The 24159-nt window shown below is 34.8% G+C and carries 18 protein-coding genes; 17 read left to right on the top strand and 1 reads right to left on the bottom strand.

What is annotated here, in order from left to right:
* Window positions 1–149 precede the first annotated feature (149 nt).
* The 13 genes from B2145_RS12160 (at window position 150) to B2145_RS12220 (ending at window position 14381) form a co-directional block, all read left to right on the top strand.
* Window positions 150–614, top strand: coding sequence for a hypothetical protein (locus B2145_RS12160; protein WP_291102622.1), 465 nt, complete (start codon window positions 150–152; stop codon window positions 612–614).
* A gap of 483 nt (window positions 615–1097) precedes the next feature.
* Entirely contained in the window at window positions 1098–2471 is a 1374-nt protein-coding gene (locus B2145_RS12165; protein ID WP_291102625.1) for an MFS transporter, read from the top strand.
* A 285-nt stretch (window positions 2472–2756) separates the two neighbouring features.
* Window positions 2757–3749, top strand: a complete 993-nt coding sequence (locus tag B2145_RS12170; protein ID WP_291102627.1) for a Gfo/Idh/MocA family protein — start codon at window positions 2757–2759, stop codon at window positions 3747–3749.
* A gap of 181 nt (window positions 3750–3930) precedes the next feature.
* The gene (gene kduI / locus B2145_RS12175; protein ID WP_291102630.1) at window positions 3931–4767 is read left to right on the top strand and encodes a 5-dehydro-4-deoxy-D-glucuronate isomerase; all 837 of its coding nucleotides are present in this window, start codon (window positions 3931–3933) and stop codon (window positions 4765–4767) included.
* A gap of 7 nt (window positions 4768–4774) precedes the next feature.
* Window positions 4775–5557, top strand: a complete 783-nt coding sequence (locus B2145_RS12180) for a gluconate 5-dehydrogenase (RefSeq protein ID WP_291102632.1) — start codon at window positions 4775–4777, stop codon at window positions 5555–5557.
* A 24-nt stretch (window positions 5558–5581) separates the two neighbouring features.
* Entirely contained in the window at window positions 5582–7000 is a 1419-nt protein-coding gene (gene uxaC, locus B2145_RS12185) for a glucuronate isomerase (RefSeq protein WP_291102634.1), read from the top strand.
* 28 nt (window positions 7001–7028) lie between these two features.
* Window positions 7029–8033 (top strand): sugar kinase, encoded by a 1005-nt coding sequence (locus tag B2145_RS12190; RefSeq protein WP_291102636.1) that lies wholly within the window; start codon window positions 7029–7031, stop codon window positions 8031–8033.
* Between the two features lie 65 nt (window positions 8034–8098).
* Window positions 8099–9142 (top strand): sugar kinase, encoded by a 1044-nt coding sequence (locus B2145_RS12195; protein ID WP_291102638.1) that lies wholly within the window; start codon window positions 8099–8101, stop codon window positions 9140–9142.
* Between the two features lie 10 nt (window positions 9143–9152).
* Window positions 9153–9602: a YhcH/YjgK/YiaL family protein gene (locus B2145_RS12200; RefSeq protein ID WP_291102641.1), complete on the top strand. Its 450-nt coding sequence runs from the start codon at window positions 9153–9155 to the stop codon at window positions 9600–9602.
* 4 nt (window positions 9603–9606) lie between these two features.
* Window positions 9607–10272 carry a bifunctional 4-hydroxy-2-oxoglutarate aldolase/2-dehydro-3-deoxy-phosphogluconate aldolase gene (locus B2145_RS12205; RefSeq protein ID WP_291102643.1) on the top strand — a complete coding sequence of 222 codons (666 nt, stop codon included), beginning with the start codon at window positions 9607–9609 and terminating at the stop codon, window positions 10270–10272.
* A 60-nt stretch (window positions 10273–10332) separates the two neighbouring features.
* Window positions 10333–11148, top strand: coding sequence for an SDR family oxidoreductase (locus B2145_RS12210; RefSeq protein WP_291102645.1), 816 nt, complete (start codon window positions 10333–10335; stop codon window positions 11146–11148).
* Between the two features lie 140 nt (window positions 11149–11288).
* Window positions 11289–12734, top strand: coding sequence for a tagaturonate reductase (locus B2145_RS12215; RefSeq protein WP_291102648.1), 1446 nt, complete (start codon window positions 11289–11291; stop codon window positions 12732–12734).
* Between the two features lie 30 nt (window positions 12735–12764).
* Entirely contained in the window at window positions 12765–14381 is a 1617-nt protein-coding gene (locus tag B2145_RS12220) for a UxaA family hydrolase (protein WP_291102651.1), read from the top strand.
* 69 nt (window positions 14382–14450) lie between these two features.
* On the opposite strand, the gene B2145_RS12225 is transcribed toward B2145_RS12220, so the two are convergent.
* The gene (locus B2145_RS12225; protein WP_291102653.1) at window positions 14451–15479 is read right to left on the bottom strand and encodes a LacI family DNA-binding transcriptional regulator; all 1029 of its coding nucleotides are present in this window, start codon (window positions 15477–15479) and stop codon (window positions 14451–14453) included.
* A gap of 318 nt (window positions 15480–15797) precedes the next feature.
* Here B2145_RS12225 and B2145_RS12230 point away from each other — a divergent pair, with 318 nt between their 5' ends.
* The 4 genes from B2145_RS12230 to B2145_RS12245 are packed head-to-tail and all read left to right on the top strand — an operon-like array spanning window position 15798 to window position 23904.
* Window positions 15798–17234 (top strand): glycoside hydrolase family 28 protein, encoded by a 1437-nt coding sequence (locus B2145_RS12230; RefSeq protein WP_291102656.1) that lies wholly within the window; start codon window positions 15798–15800, stop codon window positions 17232–17234.
* Window positions 17235–17275: 41 nt separating this feature from the next.
* Window positions 17276–20485 (top strand): SusC/RagA family TonB-linked outer membrane protein, encoded by a 3210-nt coding sequence (locus B2145_RS12235; protein ID WP_291102658.1) that lies wholly within the window; start codon window positions 17276–17278, stop codon window positions 20483–20485.
* A gap of 18 nt (window positions 20486–20503) precedes the next feature.
* Window positions 20504–22330 carry a RagB/SusD family nutrient uptake outer membrane protein gene (locus tag B2145_RS12240; protein WP_291102661.1) on the top strand — a complete coding sequence of 609 codons (1827 nt, stop codon included), beginning with the start codon at window positions 20504–20506 and terminating at the stop codon, window positions 22328–22330.
* 29 nt (window positions 22331–22359) lie between these two features.
* Window positions 22360–23904 (top strand): DUF4957 domain-containing protein, encoded by a 1545-nt coding sequence (locus tag B2145_RS12245; protein ID WP_291102663.1) that lies wholly within the window; start codon window positions 22360–22362, stop codon window positions 23902–23904.
* Window positions 23905–24159: the final 255 nt, after the last annotated feature.

Here is a 24159-nt window from a genome sequence, read left to right on the forward strand (position 1 = left end):
CCCTCCGCCGGCTCTTTTATAAACCATCACGCCTTAAACGAGATGGTTTTTTGTTTTTATCCGATAAAGGCAACATTATTATTCGGGACCTTTATTATTACGGAATTTTCATTAGATTTGAAGTGTAACTTTAAACAAATAGATTAGACATGGAAGAAAATTCAACTTTTGATACTTTTGAGATGCAATTGAACGAATCTGCAAAAGGATTTCTGAAAGAAACCGCAAAATGGGCTTATTTTTTATCCATTCTTGGTTATATTGGAATTGGTTTAATTGTTATGGCAGCTATTTTTGCTGGAACACTATTTGCGGCTATGGGAAATATGGCTCGGGAAATGGGCAGTTTCAGTTCATTTGGCGGTTCATTTATAACGGGTTTATATTTGATGTTGGCTGCACTTTATTTTTTCCCGGTGTATTATTTAAATAAATTTGCTTCTAATGCAAAAGCTGCTTTAAGGGAAAATGATTCGGAAACACTTGCTGCTTCTTTTGGATATTTAAAATCTCACTACAAGTTTATTGGAATTTTGGCCGCGGTTACTTTATGCTTTTATGTTTTAATACTTATGGGTGTATTGATTGTGGCGTTAGTCTTTGGATTGAAATAATTATCACACGATATCTAATGGAATTTATAAAGTGTCCTGTTAGCCAAAAAAAACGTCTTGTCACAAAAAAACAAGATGTTTTTTTATTTCTAAATGTCCCGTCCCGAACGAAAAACAGTGATTAAAATATCAAAATTTATTGCAACTCACGATATTTTATTCAGTAAACTTTGGAAGATTTTCATCTTTGACATTCGTTTTTTTAATGTAATAATTCAAACAATCTTTTTTAGACGATATGTTTATTTAAAATAATATATAAAATATTTTAAATTTAAATATTAAAAACTATATTTGGGCAATCGATTACATAAGTGAAATTTTAATTTAGATTTACTTATGAAAACTGCATAATAAGATTAAGATTTAAAACTTTATTTTAATATGGTATTTAATTAATTCTATGATGCAACTGTTTTCTGTCTGATCAAGATATAATCGAAATAAATTTAATTTTTTAACTTTCTATAATAAACTGTTACTATGAATGAAACAAATAAAGCTATTGGGAACTATAGATGGACGATTTGCGGACTGCTTTTCTTTGCCACTACCGTTAATTATTTAGACCGACAAGTATTAAGCCTTTTAGCCCCTAGTTTATCAAAAGAATTTAATTGGACTAATAGTGACTATGCAAATATTACAGCAGTGTTTCAATTTGTATATGCTCTCTCCATGCTGTTCGCAGGAAGATTAATTGACAAGTTGGGTACTAAACTGGGGTATATTCTTGCAATATTTCTCTGGTCACTTGGCGCCATCATGCATGCGTATGCAATCCCAATAGGAGGTGTTTTCTCGAATGTGTTGGCATGGATAGGGATTACGGCTGTGCCAGTTTCAATTGCAGGATTTATGATTTCTAGGGCAGTTTTAGGTTTTGGTGAATCCGGAAACTTTCCGGCTGCAATTAAAGCAACAGCCGAATATTTTCCTAAAAAAGAAAGATCACTAGCAACGGGAATTTTTAATTCAGGTTCTAATATTGGCGCTATTCTGGCACCGTTGACCGTTCCGTGGATTGCCGTAAATTGGGGATGGCAATCTGCTTTTGTTCTTGTTGGTGCAATTGGGTTCATCTGGATGTTTTTCTGGTTTATGTTTTATGAAAAACCAGAAAAGCAAAAAAGATTATCAAAATTAGAATACGATTACATTAATCTTGGGGAAGAATCGGCAAGCGTAATTATAGAAGTGCCGAAACACGAAAAAGTGGCTTGGCTCAAGCTCTTGGGATATAGACAAACTTGGGCATTTGTATTTGGCAAATTTATGACAGATGGTATTTGGTGGTTCTTTTTATTTTGGTTACCAATGTACCTCGAAGCTCAATTTGGCATGGTAAAAACGGATATTGTATTTCCTATTGCTGTGCTTTATAGTATGACAATGGTTGGTAGTATAGGAGGAGGATGGTTTCCTATGTATTTCATTAAAAAGGGGCACACTCCTTATGACGGTAGAATGAAGGCCATGTTAATTATAGCCCTCTTTCCTTTGGTTGTATTGTTTGCCCAGCCTTTAGGACATATTAGCTTTTGGATACCTGTTATTCTTATTGGTGTTGGAGCATCAGCTCACCAAGCCTGGTCGGCTAATATTTTCACTACCGTTTCGGATATGTTTCCTAAAAAAGCAATTGGTTCCGTCATCGGGATTGGCGGTATGGCTGGAGGTATTGGCGGTGTATTGGTAACAAAATTAGGTGGAGCTTTATTTGACCATTATAAAGCATTAGGGCATATTCAAACTGGATATACTATTATGTTTGCTCTTTGTGCGGTTGCTTATCTTATTGCATGGGCAGTCATGAAAATACTCGTTCCTAAATATAGTCCAATAACTGATTTATAATGTCAACTCATTCAGTCTGCTAAATTATACGATTGAAATCTGTTTACTTATTATAAAGAACAATAAAAGATATTATGAGTTGCCTTATTTAATTTGTTGACTCAAAACCAATATTTTTATAAAAGTTTTACTTTTCAGAACAAGTTTTGAACTAAAACAAAAATTGTAAATATTCTCACTATAATTATGAAAATATCGCAGGCGATTATAAAAAATAGCATTCAAGTGTTCCGGAATATTTCTATTTAATTTTTAAAGTAGAAGTATTAATTTAAAATTAGCGAGATGGACAATATAAATCAAAAATCACAAACAATTCGATGGGGCATCATTGGCTGTGGGAATGTCACTGAAATAAAAAGTGGACCTGCTTACCAGAAAACAAAAGGATTTGAGCTTGTTGCCGTAATGCGACGAGATGCGGAAAAAAGTGCGGATTATGCTCAAAGGCATGGAGTTCAGAAATACTATACAGATGCTGATAGTTTGATTAATGACCCCGAAATTGATGCAATATATATTGCCACTCCTCCTGATTTTCATAAATATTATGGACTTAAAGTAGCTCAAGCTGGAAAACCATGCTGTATTGAAAAACCAATGGCTCCGACTTATGAAGATAGTTTGGTAATTTATAATGCATTTAAGGAAAAGGATATTCCCTTGTTTGTAGCTTATTATAGGCGTTCACTGCCAAGATTTAACCAAGTTAGAAAATGGCTTGATGCTAATGAAGTAGGAGAGATTAGGCATATTAGTTGGCATTTGAGTAAGCCGGCATCTGCTGTTGATTTGTCAGGAAATTATAATTGGAGAACGGATTCTAAAATCGCCAAAGGCGGATATTTTGACGACTTGGCCAGCCATGGCTTGGACCTTTTCGTCCATCTGCTGGGTGAAATAAAGGACGTGTCAGGTTTTAGTACTAACCAGCAGGGATTGTATTCTGCGAATGATGCAATAACAGCTTGTTGGATTCATGAATCTGGAATTACAGGAACAGGTAGTTGGAATTTTGGTTGCAGTGAACAGGAAGATCACGTTGAAATTATTGGTAGTAAAGGGAAAATCGAATTTACTGTTTTTGATGAAAAACCAATTCGGCTTACTAATGAACAGGGTCAAATAGAATTGTCTATAAAACATCCGGAAAATGTCCAGCTTCATCATGTCGAAAACATGCGGGAACATTTGCTGGGAAATAAGGAACATCCTTCCATTGGAAAATCGGGTTTACATACGAGTTGGATAATGGACAAGATTATTAGGAATATTTAATGCAACTTGTTTCTTGAACAGTTTTCTTTCTATAATTATAAACGGGTTTTTCTATTTTTTTATCAAACAGCACTAAATAATATTGATTTTTTTATGGTTGTACCAATTTTTTTATAAAAAAAATAGAAATTAATAGAATAAAAAGTATATTTGTGCAATCGATTACATAACTTAATTTACCATGACAAATTTTTCTTTTAGATACGCCACGAATCCTTCGGATGCAAAAAAATATGAAACAAACGAATTGAGAAAACAATTTTTAATTGAAAATCTATTTGTTGAAAATGAAATCCAATTAACTTATTCCATGTATGATAGGCTTATTGTTGGTGGAATTATGCCGGTTAATAAAAGTTTGAAATTAGAGACTATTCCGTATTTAAAATCTGAAAACTTTCTTGACAGAAGGGAGTTGGGGATTATTAATGTAGGAGGAAGCGGAACGGTGACCGTAGACGGTGTTGAATATGATTTACAAAAAAAAGAGGCTTTGTATGTAGGTCAAGGATCTAAAGAAGTCATTTTTTCCGGTTCAAATGGAGAACAGCCTTTATTCTATATAAATTCAGCTCCTGCCCATAAAAAGTTTCCAACAAAAAAAATTGGTAAAGAAGAGGCTGAGATAATTCAACTAGGAGAAGAAAAATTTGCCAATAAAAGGGTTTTGAATAAACTGATAGTAAATAGCATAGTTGAAACCTGTCAATTACAAATGGGACTTACGGAACTATTGCCCGGAAATGTGTGGAATACAATGCCAGCTCATACGCATAATAGACGTATGGAAGCCTATTTTTATTTTGATTTAGAATCAGGTCAAACAATAAGCCACTTTATGGGTGAACCACAGAATACAAGGCATATTTTTTTACAAAACCATCAAGCTGTTTTGTCCCCTGAGTGGTCTATCCATTCTGGAGCAGGAACTTCAAATTATTCCTTTGTATGGGGAATGGCCGGAGAAAATTTAGATTATAGCGATATGGATATTTGTGCGCCTAATGAGTTAAAATAATTAGCAAATGAATTTATTTGATTTAACAAACAAAAGAGCTTTAGTCACCGGAGGAACCCATGGACTAGGAATGGCTATTGCCGAAGGTCTTGCCATGGCAGGAGCTGAGTTAGTAATTAGTAGTACAACCCCAGAAAAACTGAACGATGCTTTGGCTTATTTAAATAATAAGGGATACAAAGCAACTGGATATATTTTTGATATTACCGATGAAAAATTGGCAGCTGAACAAGTCGAAAACATTGTTAAAAATGATGGAGAAATCGATATTTTAGTTAATAATGCGGGTATAATTAAAAGAGAATTAGCAATAAATATGTCTGTTGCCGATTTTAGAAAAGTAATTGATGTAGACCTGGTTGGTGCGTTTATTATGTCTCAATTGATTGGAAGACGAATGATTGAGCGCAAAAGCGGTAAAATAATAAATATTTGCTCTTTGATGAGTGAATTAGGAAGAGATAATGTGAGTGCTTATGCTTCTGCCAAGGGAGGATTGAAGATGCTTACCCGTAATTTGGCTACAGAATGGGCAAAATATAATGTTCAGGTAAATAGTATAGGTCCAGGATATTTTGCGACTTCACAAACAGCGCCAATTCGTGTAGACGGAAATCCTTTTAACGATTTTATCATCAATAGAACACCATCGGGGCGTTGGGGTAATCCTGAAGACTTGGCTGGTGCAGCCGTGTTTTTGGCGTCTAATGCAAGTAATTTTGTAAACGGACAAATTATTTATGTAGACGGAGGAATATTAGCCACTATTGGTAAACCAATGAATGAATAGTAATTATAAAATTTAGAAGCAATTATGACAAATAAATTAATACACGACAATTTTTTACTGGAAAATAAATACGCAGAATTGCTTTATCACAACTATGCAAGTAAAATGCCTATTATAGATTATCACTGTCATTTATCGCCTCAAGATATTGCAAATGATAGAATATTTAATAATATTACCAATGTTTGGATTGAAGGAGACCATTATAAATGGCGCGCCATGCGAACTTTAGGAATCGACGAAAAATATATTACAGGTTCAGGAAGTGATGAAGATAAATTCAAACAATGGTCTAAGACAGTGCCTTATACCTTGCGTAATCCATTGTATCATTGGACCCATCTGGAATTAGCCAGGTATTTTGAAATTGATGAATTACTAAATGAAAAATCAGCTTCACGAATCTATGATGAAGCTTCGAATAAATTAAACAGCAAAGCGTTTAGTTGTCAAAATCTACTAACCAAAATGAATGTTGAAGTAGTGTGTACTACCGAAGATCCTACTGACACTTTAGAACATCATCAAAAATTAGTGGGAAGTGATTTTAAAACCTATATCAGTACTGCATTCCGACCTGATAAGGCGATATTAATTGAAAGCCCAACGTATAATCAATACATTGATAGTTTAGGGAAGGCTTCAGAGATTTCGATTAACACCTATACCGATTTATGTGATGCCTTAAAAAAGCGTATCCAATATTTTGATGATAACAGTTGTAAATTATCGGATCATGGTCTTAATCATATTTATGCTGAAAATTATACCGAGTCTGAAGTAAAATTGATATTCAAAAAGAAACGAGAACAACAGGAAATTACGGCAACTGAAGCATTGAAATTTCAAAGTGCGATTCTACAATTTTTAGCCGAAACCTACCATGAATTTGGTTGGGTACAACAATTCCATTTGGGTGCCCTCAGAAATAACAATGCCAGAATGAATATTATTTTAGGTGCGGATACAGGCTGGGATTCTATTGGTGATTTTCCTCAAGCAGAAAAGTTATCGAAATTTTTAAATGCATTAGATAGTAAGGATAAATTGACGAAAACAATTATTTATAATCTGAATCCAGCCGATAATGAAGTTATGGCTACCATGATTGGTAATTTTAATGATGGTAAAATAAAAGGAAAAGTACAGTTTGGTTCTGGATGGTGGTTTTTAGATCAAAAAGATGGAATCATAAAACAATTGAATGCTTTGTCCAATATGGGACTCATAAGTTGTTTTATTGGGATGTTGACTGATTCCAGAAGCTTTTTGTCTTATCCGCGCCATGAATACTTCAGACGTGTATTGTGCAATCTTTTCGGAGATGAAATTCAAAGAGGGGAGCTGCCAAACGATTTGGAATGGATAGGTAAAATAATTCAAGATATTTGTTACAATAATGCCAAGGAATACTTCGGTTTTCCCAATGTGGGTAAAGAATAAGGGATATTAATGGATTAAAAATATTCAATTGAAAAGAATCGTAACATTTGGAGAAATATTACTTAGGCTATCGCCTCCAAGTCATTTAAGACTTACCCAGGCTACGTCTTTTGATATTTATTATGGTTGCGCAGAAGCTAATGTTGCCGCTTCGCTGGCTAAATTTGGACTCCCTGTTAAATTTGTAACGGCTGTCCCACCAAATGAATTGGGCGAATCTTCATTGAGCATGTTGCGCTCTTTTGGGGTAGATCCTATTGCCACGATTCAAGGCAAAAGACTTGGAATTTATTATTTTGAGCAAGGAGCTTCAGAGCGACCTGGAAAAGTAGTCTATGACAGGGAAGATTCTTCTTTTTCTATCTTGAAAAAAGGAATGATTGATTGGGAAACCATTTTCAAGGATGCCGATTGGTTTCATTGGTCGGGTATTACACCCTCGCTTTCACTTGATTTGGCTGAATTATGTGAAGAAGCATTAATGGTTGCCTCCAAGATGGGACTGACCATATCGGCAGATTTAAATTTCAGGCCTACGTTGTGGAAATACGGAAAAAATGCCAACGAAATAATGCCTAGCCTTGTTAAACATTGCGATTTATTATTAGGCGGTGTTGATGATTCTGAAAAAGTTTTGGGAATTGAGGTGAAAGAAAATGATACGCAAGAAATAATTTTTGCCAATTGGATGAAAGCATTTCCAAAGTTGAAAAATGTAGTAACCACACAAAGGATTGATGCAAATGCCTCTTCTAACGGTTTGAGCGCTTCTTTTTGGAACGGCAAAGAATTATTGCATTCTCGAAAATACAATGTATCGCATATTATTGACAGAATTGGTGCTGGAGACGCCTTTATGGCTGGAATCATTTACGGATTGATTACTTGGCCAGATGATTATCAAACAGCTCTTGAATTCGCCGTTGCGGCCACTTGTTTAAAGCACTCCATTTCAGGAGATATTAATCTGGCTACCGTAAACGAAATAAAAGCGCTCATGAGTGGATCGGGTGGAGGAAGAGTTTCAAGATAATTCGTGGATTAAATAAAAAACACACAAAACACACATATAATTAATAACAATTAAAAATTAGGACAATGTCTAAAAAAGTAGTAACATTTGGTGAGATAATGTTAAGATTATCACCACAAGGATTTTTAAGATTTTCACAAGCAGACAATTTTGATGTTGTATATGGAGGAGGAGAATCTAATGTAGCAGTTTCATTAGCAAATTATGGAATTTCAGTTGATTTTGTAACCCGTTTACCAAAAAATGATATTGGAGAATGCGCCATGATGGAAATGCGTAAAAGAGGAGTTGGTGTAGATAAAATTGTTTGGGGTGGAGATCGTTTAGGAATTTATTTTCTTGAAACGGGTGCTGTAAGCAGAGGAAGTAAAGTTGTATATGATAGAGCACATTCTTCAATGTCTGATATCCAACCAGGAATGGTTAATTGGGAAGAAGTATTTAAAGGTGTAGAGTGGTTTCACTGGACTGGTATTACTCCTGCAATTTCACAAAGTTCTGCCGATGCTTGTTTAGAAGCTGTTAAAGCTGCCAGCAAATTAGGTATTACTATTTCAACCGATTTAAATTACCGCGCTAAACTATGGAAATACGGTGGAGACCGTGAGGCTATCATGACCGAGTTAACATCTTATTGCGATGTGATTTTAGGAAATGAAGAAGATGCAGAAATGCACTTTGGCATAAAACCAGAAGGAGCAGCGGTTCAAACTCATGGGCATGATGTAAAAGCAGAAGCTTTCTTGTCTGTTTGTCAACAAATGATGAAAAAATTCCCAAGAGCCAAAAAAGTAATTACTACTTTAAGAGGTTCTATTTCTGCATCTCATAACACTTGGGCAGGGGTTTTATACGATGGTAAAGAAATGTTACAAACTCGTCAATATCAAATTACAGATATCGTTGATAGAGTAGGTGGTGGTGATTCATTTATGGGAGGTTTAATTTACGGACTATTAACTTATCCAGGGGATGATCAAAATGCATTAGATTTTGCTGTTGCAGCATCTTGCTTAAAACACACTATTAAAGGTGATGCTAATTTAGTTACTGTAGAAGAAGTTTCTAAACTTATGGGAGGCGATGCTTCTGGTAGAGTTGCAAGATAATTAAGAAATTATGATAATAGATACACTAAATAACGCATCAAAATATTACAGCTTGCATCCTTCATTTGCAAAAGCATTTGAGTATATCAATCAAAATGACTTGGCGAATCTTGCTGACGGGGTTTCCGAAATTTCTGAAGGTCTAAAGGTAATTGCCAACACGGCCAATGGTAAAACAAAAGAAGCAAGTCTGGCCAAATTTGAATGTCACGACAAAAATATTGACATACAACTTTGTGTCAAAGGATTGGAAACTATGGCCTGGAAACCAAGAGAAAAATGCGTAATACCAAACGGGGATTATAATCCAGAAAAAGACGTGCGTTTTTTTAGCGATGCGCCAGACATGTTTTTTCAATTAACCGATGGGCAATTTGCGATATTTTTTCCGGAAGATGTGCATGCTCCAATGATTGGCGAAGGCGAAATTAAAAAAGTAGTAATTAAAGTTAAAATATAAAATAATGAGCAAGATTCAAAAAGTATCAGACGCAATCGTACAACAAGGAATTCTTCCTTTGTACTTCAATGCGGACGAAAATGTAACAATAGAAGTATTAAGAGCGATTTACAGGGCAGGAATTAAAGCGGTAGAATATACAAGCCGTGGTGATGCCGCCTTGAAAAACTTCACTAAAATGGTGGAAGTAAGAAACGCTGAAATGCCAGATTTATTACTGGGTATTGGAACCATAAAAAACCAGCAACAAGCAGAAGAGTTTTATAAAGTTGGAGCTGATTTTTTCATCAGTCCGGGTTTTGTGCCTGAAGTTGCAGCTTTCTTAAAAAGCAAAGAAATGCTTTATAGCCCAGGTTGTATGACTCCAACAGAAATTATCGCTGCCGAAAATGCTGGGATTCACTTCATCAAACTTTTTCCAGGTAATATGCTGGGACCTGATTTTTTAAGTGGCATCAAAGATATTTTTCCAAAATTGTTATTTATGCCAACAGGTGGCGTGGACACCACAAGAGAAAATATTGAAGGTTGGTTCAAAGCGGGCGTTTCTGCAGTGGGAATGGGAAGCAAACTCATCAGCAAACAATTAATGGCTGACAAAGATTATGCTACAATTGAATCTGAAACTAAAGCTGTTTTGAGTTTAATCCATTCCATAAAAAACAAATAATTGATTTTTAGACTATTGTAGATTTGTAAACTCAATCAAAAAACATTAAAAAACTGAGATTTGGGAAATGATTTTTCATTAAAAGGGAAGGTAATAGTGGTAACTGGTGGCACTGGTATACTGGGAAATGCCTTTATAAATGGTATTGTTCGGGCAGGTGGCGCGGTGGGTATATTAGGCAGGAATGAAAAAATTGCTACCGAAAGAGCCAACGCCGTTATTGAGCAAGGGGGTCGTGCAATTGCATTGATTGTTGATGTAAATGACGAGCAACAACTGTTAAATGCACGAGAAAAAATGCTTAAGGAGTATGGCAAAATAGATGGGCTTGTGAACGCTGCGGGTGGAAATATTCCCGGCGCAGTACTCCATTCTGACCAAGATATTTTTCAATTGAATATGGAGGCGTTACAACAAGTAATGCAATTAAACTTGTTTGGATCGATTTTGCCCACACAAATATTTGGAGAAGCCATAAAAAATAATGGTTCCGGGAGTATTGTTAATATCTCATCTGTTGTGTCTCAACGGGCTGTTACAAAGGTTTTAGGTTATAGTTTAGCGAAAGCGTCAATAGATTGTTATACCCAATGGTTTGCCGTTGAGTTGGCGAAAAGATTTGGAGACAAAATAAGAATGAACTCTATTGCTCCTGGATTTTTTCTTACCGAACAAAATAAAACACTCCTCACTAATTCAGACGGTAGCCTGACCGAAAGGGGTAATTTGATAATACAAGAAACACCATTCAAGCGTTTTGGAAATCCGGATGAACTCGAAGGTGCTTTGGTTTGGTTATTAAGCGATGCTTCAAAATTTGTCACAGGAACAAAAATAACAGTAGATGGAGGTTTTTCTGTTTATAGCGGAGTTTAAGGAGTTTTATTAAAAACACCAAAATAAGTTCTAGAATAAAGCAAACACAAAGATTATTTTGTTCTAGTGCTACAGTGACTTTACAAAATTATGACTACAAATAGTTTAAAAATAATATTATACCCTATTAAAGATTCAAAATGGAAAAATTAAACAGAAAAATTACCGGATTAGAAAATAAACTTCCCATAAAAATTGTTCAATTTGGAGAAGGTAATTTCTTAAGAGCTTTTGTTGATTACGCTTTTCAAGAGCTAAATAATACAGTAGATTTCAATGCCGGTATCGCAGTTGTACAACCTATCGAAAACGGAATGATAAATATGCTGAACGACCAAGATGGCCTGTACACTTTATTTATGAAAGGGCTTACAAAAGGTCAAGAAATTCAAGAAAAAGTATTGATTTCTAACCTTGTAGCTGGAATTAATCCATATACCAACTTCAATGATTATTTGGCTTTAGCCAAAGAAGAAGAATTGGATTTTGTTATTTCGAATACAACAGAATCTGGAATAGCTTATGTAAGTTCTGATACACCTGAAATGCAACCGCCAAGTTCTTATCCTGCTAAATTAACGGTTCTTTTAAATGAAAGATTCAAACATTTTAATGGTGATTCATCAAAAGGATTGACCATTATTCCTTGCGAATTGATCAACAATAATGCCGATACGCTAAAAGAATATATTCTGAAATACAGTGAAGACTGGAGTTTAGGAGCTGATTTTGTGGCTTGGATTAACGAAAGTAATACATTTCATAACACACTAGTAGATAGAATTGTGCCGGGTTATCCAAGAGCTGAAATTGATGCCTATAATAAAGAATTAGATTATGAAGATAATTTAATTGTTACTGCCGAAACTTTTTTCCTTTGGGTAATAGAAGGTGGCGAAGATTTGAAAGCAAAATTACCATTCCATAAAACGAACTTAGACGTGAAAATTGTTGCAGATATGCAACCTTACAGAACCCGTAAAGTTAGAATCTTAAATGGTGCCCATACCGCAATGGTTCCTTTTTCATTAATGTATGGAAACGAAACAGTTAAAGAAACTATCGATAATGCGTTTACTGGAACTTTCATCAACAAAGCTATTTTCGAAGAAATCAATGAAACGATTGATATGGACAAAGCTGAATTAGATCTTTTTGCAGCGGATGTTTTAGACCGTTTCAGAAATCCATTTATCAAGCATAATTTATCAAGTATTGCTTTGAATTCTATTTCTAAATTTAAAGTTAGAGTGTTGCCAAGTGTATTAGGCTATATTTCTAAATTTGATAAAGTACCAACCAACTTAACTTTTGCTTTTGCCTGTTTGATTCGTTTCTACAAAGGAACGTGGAACGGTACTACTTTGCCAGTAGATGACAGCAAAGAAATTACCGATGCTTTCCAAGGGATATGGAGTTCAAATGACACTGTAAAAGTAGTTAAACAAACACTTGAAAATACTGAATTTTGGGGTGAAGATTTAACTAAAATAAACGGATTATCAGAAGCTTTGGTTTTAGCTTTGAACGAAATTGAAGCGAATGGAATTGAAAAAGGCTTCGCGAATTATAGCAAACAATATTAATTTTAGTTACGGCTTGTAAAAATTATAATTATGCAAAAAAAATTAATTAAAGTAAATCCTTCAGATAATGTTGCAGTAGCATTAGTAAATCTTACCGCTGGTGAAGTTATCAACTTTGAAGGAGAAGATATCGTTATCGAGTCGGATGTGAAAATGAAACATAAAATTGCAATGTATCCTTTTGAAATAGGAGAAAAAATTATTATGTATGGTGTTTTAGTTGGTAAAGCCAGTGCTAGTATTGAAAAAGGTGGACTACTTTCTACTTTAAATGTAAAACACGAAAGTGCAAAAGTATTTGGGAAAACAGAAACTATTGGTTGGACTGCTCCTAATGTAGACAAATGGAAAGACAGAACTTTCTTAGGATATCACAGAGAAGACGGACAAGTGGGTACTGAAAATATTTGGTTGTTTTTTCCCTTGGTTTTTTGTGAAAATAGAAATATCGAAATCTTAAAAGGTATTTTCGAAAAAGAATTATCAAAACCTAAAGAAAACGACTACCAATTGTTACTTCGTTCTTTGGTTAATTCTGAAAGTGGAACTGCCGATGCAGTTGCAAAATCTGCTGAAGTTGATTTGTTCAAAAATATCGAAGTAAAATTCATCACGCATCAAGGCGGTTGTGGTGGAATTCGTCAAGATTCACACTCTTTGGCTAAATTGTTGGCTGGATATGTAAATAATCCAAACGTGGCTGGAGCTACCGTTTTGAGTTTAGGTTGTCAAAACTTGCAAATCTCAATTTTTCAAGATGCGATGAAAGCTATCAATCCAAACAGCGACAAACCTGTTTTGATTTACGATCAACAACAGATAGGAACTATTGAAGATATGTTGAATAGTGTAGTAAAAGACACTTTTGCAACTATAAAAGAAGCTAATAAAATAGAAAGAACTCCTGCACCATTATCTAAATTAAAAATTGGTTTGGAATGTGGTGGATCTGATGGATTCTCTGGAATTTCTGCTAATCCAACATTAGGCGTGTTGTCTGACAACTTGGTCGCATTAGGAGGAACTACAATTCTTTCTGAATTCCCAGAATTATGTGGTGTGGAACAAGAATTGGTAAACCGTTGTGTGGACGATAAAGATGGAAAACGTTTCTTGGAATTAATGCAATGGTACGAAAAAACCGTTGTAGATGCAGGTTCAGGATTTGATATGAATCCATCTCCAGGTAACATCAAAGACGGTTTGATTACTGATGCAATGAAGTCGGCAGGTGCTGCCAAAAAAGGAGGAACTTCACCAATCGTAGGGGTTTACGATTATGGAGAATACATCAACGAACCAGGTTTTACATTATTATGTACTCCTGGAAATGACGTAGAATGTACCACAGCAATGGTAGGGTCTGGAGCGAATATGGTATTGTTTACAACAGGGTTGGGAACTCCAACAGGAAACCCGATTGCTCCTGTTGTAAAAGTATCTTCTAATACTCAATTAGCACAAAAAATGTCGGACATTATCGATATTGACACTGGTGGAATTATCACAGGAGAAAAATCTATTGAAGAAATGGCAGACGAAATGCTGGAATTTATTATTGATGTAGCAAGTGGAACCATAAAAACAAAAGCTGCGATTCTAAACCAGAACGATTTTATTCCTTGGAAAAGAGGCGTTTCTTTATAAACAGAAAATAAATTTTAAGATAATATCTAAAAAGTGTGAAGTTTTTATTTCACACTTTTTTTGTTGTAATTAAAGAGTATTCCTTGAAGATGATTTTCTAATATGTAATTCTGGATTCAACACTACCTTTTTTTCCATTTTAAAGTTTTCGGTATTATTCACTTGTTCCAAAAATACTTTTGCCGTCATTTTACCCATTTCCATGGGAGATTGGTCAACAGAGGATATTGAAAGTTCCATAAATTTTGTAAAGGGTTCGTTACCAAAACCCACTACACAAAAATCTTCGGGGATTTTTATTCCTTGTGATTTGAGTTCCTGAATGGCACCTAAAGCTGCAAAATCACTAGATGAAAATATGGCGTCTGGTGGATTTTCCAATTTTAATAATTTTTCTGTAGCTTGTCTTCCCGCTTCAACATTACTTTTTGTTCGGAATACATAATTTTCATCAAAATCAATTCCATTGTCAAGTAAAGCTTGTTTGTAACCTTTAAATCGGTTTTCGTATATTTCTAAAGATTGGTCTCCGCTTAGATGGGCAATGCGTTTGCATCCTTCGTCAATAAGGTGTTGAGTAGCAATATAACCTGCCTTAAAGTCATTTATAGTAACAGAACTAACTCCATCGATACTTTTCTTTCTGTCAAAAAAGATAAGCGGGATATTTTTTTCAATAACACGATGAATAATTTTTTCATTTTCTTTAGACTCATTGGTAATTGATATCATTATGCCATCTACTTGAGCATTTAAAAGAGTATTAATATTTTCAATTTCCCTTTTTTCATTTTCATGCGTTTGGCAAATAATAACATGATACTTATTTGGATGCAATTCTTCCTCAATACCTCGAATAATTGACCCAAAAAAATTACTGTCGACACGCGGTACAATAACGCCAACATTATTGCTTTTTCCACTGCGAAGGGCTAAGGCAAGCTTGTTTTGTTTGTAATTCATCCTGGCCGCAGTCTCCATAACAAGTTTACAAGTGTTTTTGCTTATTTTCGGATTGTTGTTTAATGCCCTTGAAACCGTGGCTGCAGATATATTGAGTTCTTTAGCAATATCGTAAATTGTTGTTTTTTGACTCATTATGAAATATTATTTATTTGAAATCAGTAAAAATAATACTTTTTTTCCTATCTGTTCATATTTAATGTTATCGATTGCCCAAATTTATATTTAAGATGTATTTGGATGTATTTTAAACAGAAATCAATAATAATAATGTATTATTTTATAGATATTTTTATGCTAAGTACATAAATAGACGTTTTTTTTTGCAATACTACTTTTTTATTATTTTTATTTGGTTATATGAGAATTAATATTTAAGTTTGTGTAATCGATTACACTACGCTTTGTTGTTTTTAAATGTAATAAATAAGACTTATACAAATAAATTATAAAATGATAAAAAAATTTTTTTTTAAATTAAATCCAACATTTCTATTGGCAATTTCTTTGGTTTTTATTTCCTGTAAAGTAGAGAAAGGAAAACAGGTTGTAAATAATCCTTGGAAGGCAATGCAGCTAGTGGTAGAAAGTGTAAAGGTGCCTTCTTTTAAAGACAAGACTTACAATGTTATTGATTTTGGTGCCGTAGCGGATGGGGTTTTTGATAATACGCAGTCTATCAATAAAGCAATACAGACTTGTTCTAAAGAGGGGGGAGGGAAAGTTTTGGTTCCATCCGGAAAATACTTGACGGGCCCTATAAATTTAGAAAATAATGTAAACCTTCATTTAGAAGAAGGAGCTGAAATTTTATTTAGTACTAATTCGAAAGATTACCCCTTGGTGCATACTTCTTTTGAAGGGACAGAACTCATGAATTATTCTCCTTTGATTTATGCTTATAAAAAGAATAATGTAGCTGTGACCGGTAAGGGAATATTGAACGGTCAGGGGTCTAGTGAAAATTGGTGGTCATGGAGTGGAGGTAAGTCTTATGGTTGGAAAAAAGGGATGCCAAGTCAGAATGACCCCCTCAATCGATTACGCCTAGTGGCTATGGCAGAAGAAGGAGTTCCTGTTGATCAAAGAGTTTTTGGAGAGGGACATTATTTGAGACCAATTTTCGTGGATTTTTTCGAATGTTCAAATGTTTTGATAAAGGATGTTAAAATTATTAACGCTCCATTTTGGGTGATACATCCTATGAAATCAATCAATGTTACCATAGATGGTGTTACAGTTGAAAGTCACGGACCTAATAATGATGGATGTGACCCGGAATATTCGAAAAATGTAATTATAAAAAATTGTACTTTCAATACAGGAGATGATTGTATCGCTATTAAATCGGGTAGGGATGCAGATGGAAGACGGGTTGCGATACCAAGTGAAAATATAATCATACAAAATTGCAAAATGTTAGATGGACATGGTGGGGTGGTCATTGGGAGTGAAATTTCTGCCGGTGTAAGAAATGTTTTTGTGGAGAATTGTATAATGGACAGTCCTAACCTTGAAAGGGCTATCAGGATTAAAACGAATTCAAAAAGAGGGGGTCTAATAGAAAATGTATATATAAGAAACTTAGAAATCGGACAAGTCAAAGAAGCGGTTCTAAAAATAAATATGTTTTATGAAGTATATGGAGATCAATCAGGGGCATTTATTCCTCAAATACAAAATATCTATCTTGAAAATATAAAAGTTAAAAACGGTGGGTTATACGGAATTTTGGCTAGAGGCTATAAAGAATCACCCATAAAAAATGTAAGGCTCATAAATGTAAAAATTGATAAAGTAGATGATGCTTATTCTATTGAAAATCTAGTTGGGCTTAAATTTGTCGATACTTATATCAACGGGGAACTTATGGAAAGTCCAAATAACTAAACAACCACGAACCAATTAATAAACAATTAAACCATTGAATTATGATTAACAAAAATTTATTTAAGAAAGGCACAAATTGGTGCTTCGCCTTTGTTTTTTTGCTTAGCTTATTTATGAGCAATGAATTGAGGGCTCAAAAAGGCGAGACTATTGGCGGTGTGGTAACAGATGTAACCAACATGCCAATTCCAGGGGTAAATATTGTGGAAAAAGGCACTAAAAATGTCGGGATTACTGATTTTGACGGAAAATTCACGCTGCGTGTCTCTGGGTCAAACAGTGTGTTAGTTTTTTCATATCTAGGATATGAGACATCAACTCGAATAGTGGGGCAAAATAAGTCCTTAAGTGTAGTTTTAAAAGATTCGACTTCTAAACTAGATGAAGTTGTCGTAATTGGATATGGAACTTCACGTAAGTCAGATTTAACGGGTTCAGTTGCTTCTATTTCTGGTGTCGATCTGAAAAAAATACCAATTTCGAACGTGGCTGAAAGTTTAACGGGACGCATAGCTGGGGTGCAAGTGACATCTTCAGAAGGTTCTCCAGATGCAGACATCAAAATTAGAATCAGAGGAGGAGGGTCTCTGACACAGGATAGTTCGCCATTACTAATAGTGGATGGATTTCCTGTAAACAGTATTAATGATATTTCTCCTTCTGATATTGAAAACGTTACAGTCTTGAAAGATGCATCATCAACAGCAATTTATGGTTCCAGAGGGGCTAATGGAGTTATAATTATAACTACTAAAACTGGTAAAGATGGTAAGATATCAGTGAATTATAATACGTTCTGGGGCGTGAAAACTATTGCAGAAACAATTGATGTTCTTCAACCTGAAGATTATGTAAAATGGCAACATGAGTATGCCTTGCTTAAAAATGATGTGGGTTCTTATGAAAAATATTTTGGTCAATGGCAAGATTATGATCAGTATATTGGTATGAAAGGGAATAATTGGCAGAAACAGATTTATGGTCGTTTAGGCGAAGTTCAAAGTCATGATTTAGGCATACGAGGCGGCTCAGATAAAATCAATTTCAATTTTAATTATGCGCGTTATGATGAAAAAGCAATTATGATAGGTTCTGATTTTAAAAGAAATAACTTATCATTTAGCTTGAAAAATAAAGCCAGTGAAAAAGTGGATCTGTCCTTTACGATGCGTTACTCTGACACTCAGATAAATGGAGGAGGAGTTAATGAGCAAAAAGAGGTCTCTTCGGCGGATGCTCGTCTAAGACATAGTGTGGGTTATTCGCCAATCCCGCTGCCAGGTTTAACTACGGATAATACCGATGAAGCACTTTCGAGTTATCTTGTAAATCCTTTTGTAGCTGTAGCGGATAATGATCGTACACAGTTAAGAAAAAATTACAATATTCTTGGTAGTTTTTCATGGAAAATAATTAATGATCTTCAATTTAAATCGGATTTGGGATTAGATAATTATAATTATTTGGATTATCGTTTTTACGGACGCTCTACCTATTATGTAAAAAACGTTCCAGCCGCTGAAAATCAAGGATTGCCATCAATTATTATTAGTGACCGTAAAGATGTAACATTTAGAAACGCTAATACAATTAATTATGATTTTAAAAATTTAATTGGAGATAATCATAAGTTAAAGATTCTTTTAGGGGAAGAGATGATAGATTATAGTACAAATCAGTTAACTAGTACGATTCAAGGTTTTCCAAAGCTTTTTGACTTTGAGGATTCTAAAAATCTTAGTTCGCAAGGTAAACCACAATCCGTAGATAACTATTACAGTCCAGACGACAAATTACTATCCTTTTTTGGGCGTTTAAATTATGATTTTAAAAACCGCTATCTTTTCACCGCTACTTATCGTGCGGATGGTTCCAGTAAGTTCTTAGGGAATAATCGTTGGGGTTATTTTCCTGCGGCTGCCGTAGCTTGGAAAATTTCTGAGGAAGATTTTTTAAAAGATGTATCTTGGGTAAATGCACTTAAAGTTCGATTAAGTTATGGTCAGGCAGGAAATAATAATATTCCAACTGGACAAACGGTTCAAACTTTTAAATCGTCTACCTCTGCATGGATAAATGGTGTTTCTAACTATTGGTCAGCATCTAAAACCTTGGCCAACCCTGATCTAAAATGGGAAACTACAGTAACACAAAATCTAGGGGTCGACTTTGAATTATTCAAAGGTCATGTAAGCGGATCTGTGGAAATGTATAAAAATATTACCAAGGATCTCTTAATAGGCTTTCCTATCCCAGGAACAGGGTATGATTATCAGTATAGAAACATGGGGGAAACTCAAAATGCTGGAGTCGAGGCTTCTTTAAATTTAGTTGCTATAGAAAAACCTGATTATGGATTGAGTTTTTCTTTCAATATAGGAATAAACAAAAATCGTATTAATTCACTTGGAGTTATGGATAATTTTGGAGCAGCGACAAATTGGGCGTCTACTGCCATAGGAAATGATTTCGTTGTAAATGTTGGTCAGCCGATGGGCTTAATGTATGGATACAAAAGTGATGGTCGTTACGAAGTATCAGACTTTGATTATGCTGGAGGAGTCTATAGTTTGAAAGCTGACGTTGCGAACAGCTCTAATGTTGTTGGAACTGTTAGACCAGGTATTATGAAATTAAAAGATGTTAATGGTGATGGTATTGTAAATGCAAATGACCTTACAATTATTGGAAATGCTAATCCAAAACATACCGGAGGTATGGTAATTAATGCTAATGCTTATGGTTTTGATCTTTCGGCAGCTTTTAACTGGAGTGTAGGGAATAATGTTTACAATGCAAATAAAATAGAGTTTACTACATCTACACCAAATAGTCAATATAGAAATTTAAGTACAATAATGGCTGATGGGAATAGATGGACAAATGTTGATTCTTCAGGCCAATTAGTTACTGAGCCTTCTGCATTAGCGGCGCTTAACGCCAATACTACAATGTGGTCACCTAACATGTCTCGCTTTGTTTTTAGCGACTGGGCAGTTGAAGATGGTTCTTTTTTAAGGCTTAACTCGCTTTCGCTGGGTTATACATTTCCGGAAGCTGCTATTGCCAAATCGGGGATTTCAAAAATTAGAATTTATGCCACAGCCAATAATGTTTTCATTCTCACAAAATATTCAGGTCTTGATCCTGAAGTTTCTACAAGAAGAAATACTCCTCTAACGCCTGGGGTGGATTATTCACCATTTCCACGCAGTAGACAAGTGGTTTTTGGTTTAAACCTTAATTTTTAATTAAATAATTATTAGAATATGAAACGAATAATAATAATTGCAGCAATAACGATGACTGGTCTTTTTACCTCTTGTCAAGATGCGACAGACAAATTTTTAGAAGCACCAGCAAAATCAACTTTAGATGAATCTGTTATTTTTTCTACAGCGGGATTAGCTAAGGGAGCTATAGATGGTATTAAAATACCTTTTGCTGAAACTAACTCTTACAGAGGGCGATTCCTTCCTTGGTATGGTTTTAATACAGATGTTGAATGGTACAATTCCTCTGAAACAACTGACGATAAATCGGATCTGTGTGTTTACGACACCAAGGCTAATAATAGCCAAATGAATACTACCGATAATGCTTGGGCAATGATGTATTCCGGAATTGAACGCGCAAATATCTGTATACGAGGATTACGTAAATTCGGTAACCCAGAGTCTGGGACTGAACTTGGACAACTATTAGGAGAGGCTTTAACCTTGCGTGCTATCTATTATGCGGACTTAATGAAGGCTTGGGGAGATGTTCCAGCTCGTTTTGAACCGATCAATTCGGAAACTTTATATTTACCAAAATCGAATCGTGATGAAATATATAAACAACTGATTAAAGATTTAGGTGAAGCTGCTGAATTGGTTCCATGGCCTAACGAAACTGCTGCTACTGCAAGTGTTGAGAGAATTAACAAGGCTTTTGTTAAAGGACTTCGTGCTCGTTTAGCAATGGTTGCCAGTGGATATCAACAATATCCAGACGGTGTTCGAAGAAGTACTGACACTGAACTTTCTGTTGAAAAAATGTATAAATTGGCACTAGACGAATGCCGTGCTGTCATTCAGAGTGGAACAGCTCATTTAGAGCCGTCATTTGAAACATTATGGAAGAAATATAATCAGGGAAATACAGATGCTGGTGGAGAATCGCTATGGGAACTTCCTTTTGCAGATGGTAGAGGAAGAATGCTATTCACTTTCGCTGTTTACCACACTAGTGCTGATCAGTATCAAGCTAATGGAGCTAAAAAAGGGGGTGTTGCAGGACCATTACCTAATGTTTTTTATGATTATGATGAGTCTGATAGCCGTAGAGATGTTACTTGTGTTCCTTACAAATACGGTACAGCTGTAGGTGGTACAGTTGTAAATGGTACAGCTGTAAATGGGATTGCTAAGCAAGAGTTGGGAACATTAAACACATGGTATTTTGGAAAATACCGCTACGAGTGGATGAATCGTATGGTTACTTCAACTAATGATGATGGTGTTAATAAGGTTTACATGCGTTATGCCGAAATACTTTTGATTGCTGCTGAAGCAGCTAATGAAATAGAAGGTCCTGCCGCGGCAGCGCCTTACTTAAAAGAAATTCGTAGAAGAGCATTTGCACCTGCCCTTCAAGCTCAAAAAGTAGATAATTATGTTAATGCTTTAGCAACTAAGCAAAATATGTTTAATGCTATAGTGGAAGAACATAAGTATGAATTTACTGGAGAAATGGAGCGTAAGCAAGCGCTTATTCGTTGGAATTTATTAAAAACAAAGTTAGACGAAGCAAAAGATAAAATGCTTCGTTTACAACAACGAACAGGCGAGTACGCTACTGTGCCAACTAATTTGTATTACAAATTTAAAACGGATAATGTATCCCTTGATATTTATGGTTTAAATCGCGGAGAAACTACCAATCCTGGAGTAGAATACTCAGGTCCAGTTGATTGGACTAGTTTGGATCCAGCTACCAAGATTAATGCTCTTTATAAAACTGGAGTAAATCCAGACAATAGACAGCTTTGGCCAATATGGCAGGTATTTATTGACGGAAGTAACGGAAAATTAGTCAACGATTACGGCTATTAATAACTTAAATAATTAAATCAATTGTGATTATGAAAAAAATATTTATAATAAAAGGATTATTAGCCACATTATTTTTGACAGTTTTAGTCTCTAGTTGTACGGGTTATAATGAAGGTGTATTGGATGTATTAGAGGTAAATAGAGTTTTTGCTCCAATTGGCCTTACCGCAAAAGTTAGAAATCAAACAACGGTTGAATTGAACTGGACTGTACGCGAAAATGTGGATCATTATGTTGTAGAAGTCAGTGCAGATGATCCTGATTTCAAAACTATTTTTCGTACTGTCGAAGTAGCTGCAAGTGAATTGCCTTTGCAAGTTGCATTAGAAGGTGAAACTATTTATTCAATAAGAGTAAAAGCAATAAGCGCAACTGGATTGGAAGATTCTAAATGGTCAACTGTTACCGCAACAACATTAACAGAGCAACTTTTCTTAGCAACTGTAGATGGCGATATTCAAGCTAAACAAGCTACTTTTCGATGGGTGCCAAATAGTAGTGTAACGCAAATAGTTGTTAACCCAGGCGACATTAAGCATATAATTACAGATGATGAAAAAGCAAATGGAATTGCTATTGTAACGGGTCTAACCGGGGAAACACAATATACAGCTGTATTGTTTAATAGCACCAAAAAAAGAGGGTTTGCAACTTTTACAACCGGAATTGATATAGGTACAGGTATTTTAGTCAAAACAACTGATGATTTATTTCAGAAAATTGCTGATGCAAATTCCGGAGATATTTTAGTCTTACAACCGGGTGACTATTCTGCACAAACAGGTACAATTTCTCTAAATAAATCGATTACAATTAGAGGTTTAAGGAGTTATGATAAACCGGTTTTGAAAGTTAGTTTTTCACTTAATGCTGGTGCTGCTGAAGTTAATTTAATCGATTTGAATTTAAATGGAGATAAAACGCTAATAGATGTTGTAAGATATAGTGAAACTGGAAATTATACTTCATTATTAATTAGTGGTTGTACTATTCATGATTTTGATCGTTCATTCATTGCAGGTAATGCTTCTTCTGCTAAAGTAAGTTCTGTAACAGTTGATAATTGTGTTGTAACTAATGTTATCACTAATGGTGGCGATTTCATCGATTTTAGAAATACTCATGTTGCAAATGTAACGGTTAAAAATAGTACTTTTAATAATTGTGCAGCCTCTAGAGAGTTTTTTAGAATAGATGCTGCATCAGGGCTATCAGGTACAGGTTTGACTACTACAGTTTTATTGGATAGTTGTACTTTATACGGTGTTTGTAATGCTTCTGGCAAAAGAATTCTATATGTACGTTTTAATGCCAATGTATTGACTGTTAAAAATACGTTGTTTGCAGAAACGGTGGCAATCTATTCAAACCAAATAACTACTTCAGATCCTACGTTCTTAAATAATAATTATTTTAATGCACCAGGACTTTATACAACTAATACGAAATATGATAATTCTGGAACTTATACAACGTTAAATCCAGGATTTGTAAGCGCACTAACGGGAGATTTTAAAATAACAAATCAAACATTATTGGATAATAATATTGGGGATCCACGCTGGAGAAAATAAATGATTTATTTGGAGAGGCTCGTTATTAAATGAGCCTCTCTTTTTGTTTGTGATTGTAATGAAAAAAACCTAATTTTCAAAGATTTCTTTGTTCTTTTCAATAATAACAAACAGTTTTCGAAAGATAAAGTACAAATGGATTCTAATAATGATTAGTTTGAGATGAGTAGGAAACTACTATGAAATTATACCATTGGTTAATATGTTTTAGTCCAATCGTTCTGGTATAATGCCGCTGTATATTTCATTTAGTTC

The sequence above is a fragment of the Flavobacterium sp. UBA5153 genome, assembly GCA_002413745.1.
In the GTDB taxonomy this organism is placed as follows: Bacteria; Bacteroidota; Bacteroidia; order Flavobacteriales; family Flavobacteriaceae; genus Flavobacterium.

Coding starts and splice junctions, on each gene's coding strand:
- B2145_RS12225 (WP_291102653.1), bottom strand. CDS start 15,479: ATGAGTCAAAAAACAACAATTTACGATATTGCTAAAGAACTCAATATA.
- B2145_RS12160 (WP_291102622.1), top strand. CDS start 150: ATGGAAGAAAATTCAACTTTTGATACTTTTGAGATGCAATTGAACGAA.
- B2145_RS12170 (WP_291102627.1), top strand. CDS start 2,757: ATGGACAATATAAATCAAAAATCACAAACAATTCGATGGGGCATCATT.
- uxaC (WP_291102634.1), top strand. CDS start 5,582: ATGACAAATAAATTAATACACGACAATTTTTTACTGGAAAATAAATAC.
- B2145_RS12230 (WP_291102656.1), top strand. CDS start 15,798: ATGATAAAAAAATTTTTTTTTAAATTAAATCCAACATTTCTATTGGCA.
- B2145_RS12240 (WP_291102661.1), top strand. CDS start 20,504: ATGAAACGAATAATAATAATTGCAGCAATAACGATGACTGGTCTTTTT.
- B2145_RS12215 (WP_291102648.1), top strand. CDS start 11,289: ATGGAAAAATTAAACAGAAAAATTACCGGATTAGAAAATAAACTTCCC.
- B2145_RS12200 (WP_291102641.1), top strand. CDS start 9,153: ATGATAATAGATACACTAAATAACGCATCAAAATATTACAGCTTGCAT.
- B2145_RS12165 (WP_291102625.1), top strand. CDS start 1,098: ATGAATGAAACAAATAAAGCTATTGGGAACTATAGATGGACGATTTGC.
- B2145_RS12245 (WP_291102663.1), top strand. CDS start 22,360: ATGAAAAAAATATTTATAATAAAAGGATTATTAGCCACATTATTTTTG.
- B2145_RS12195 (WP_291102638.1), top strand. CDS start 8,099: ATGTCTAAAAAAGTAGTAACATTTGGTGAGATAATGTTAAGATTATCA.
- B2145_RS12205 (WP_291102643.1), top strand. CDS start 9,607: ATGAGCAAGATTCAAAAAGTATCAGACGCAATCGTACAACAAGGAATT.
- B2145_RS12180 (WP_291102632.1), top strand. CDS start 4,775: ATGAATTTATTTGATTTAACAAACAAAAGAGCTTTAGTCACCGGAGGA.
- kduI (WP_291102630.1), top strand. CDS start 3,931: ATGACAAATTTTTCTTTTAGATACGCCACGAATCCTTCGGATGCAAAA.
- B2145_RS12235 (WP_291102658.1), top strand. CDS start 17,276: ATGATTAACAAAAATTTATTTAAGAAAGGCACAAATTGGTGCTTCGCC.
- B2145_RS12220 (WP_291102651.1), top strand. CDS start 12,765: ATGCAAAAAAAATTAATTAAAGTAAATCCTTCAGATAATGTTGCAGTA.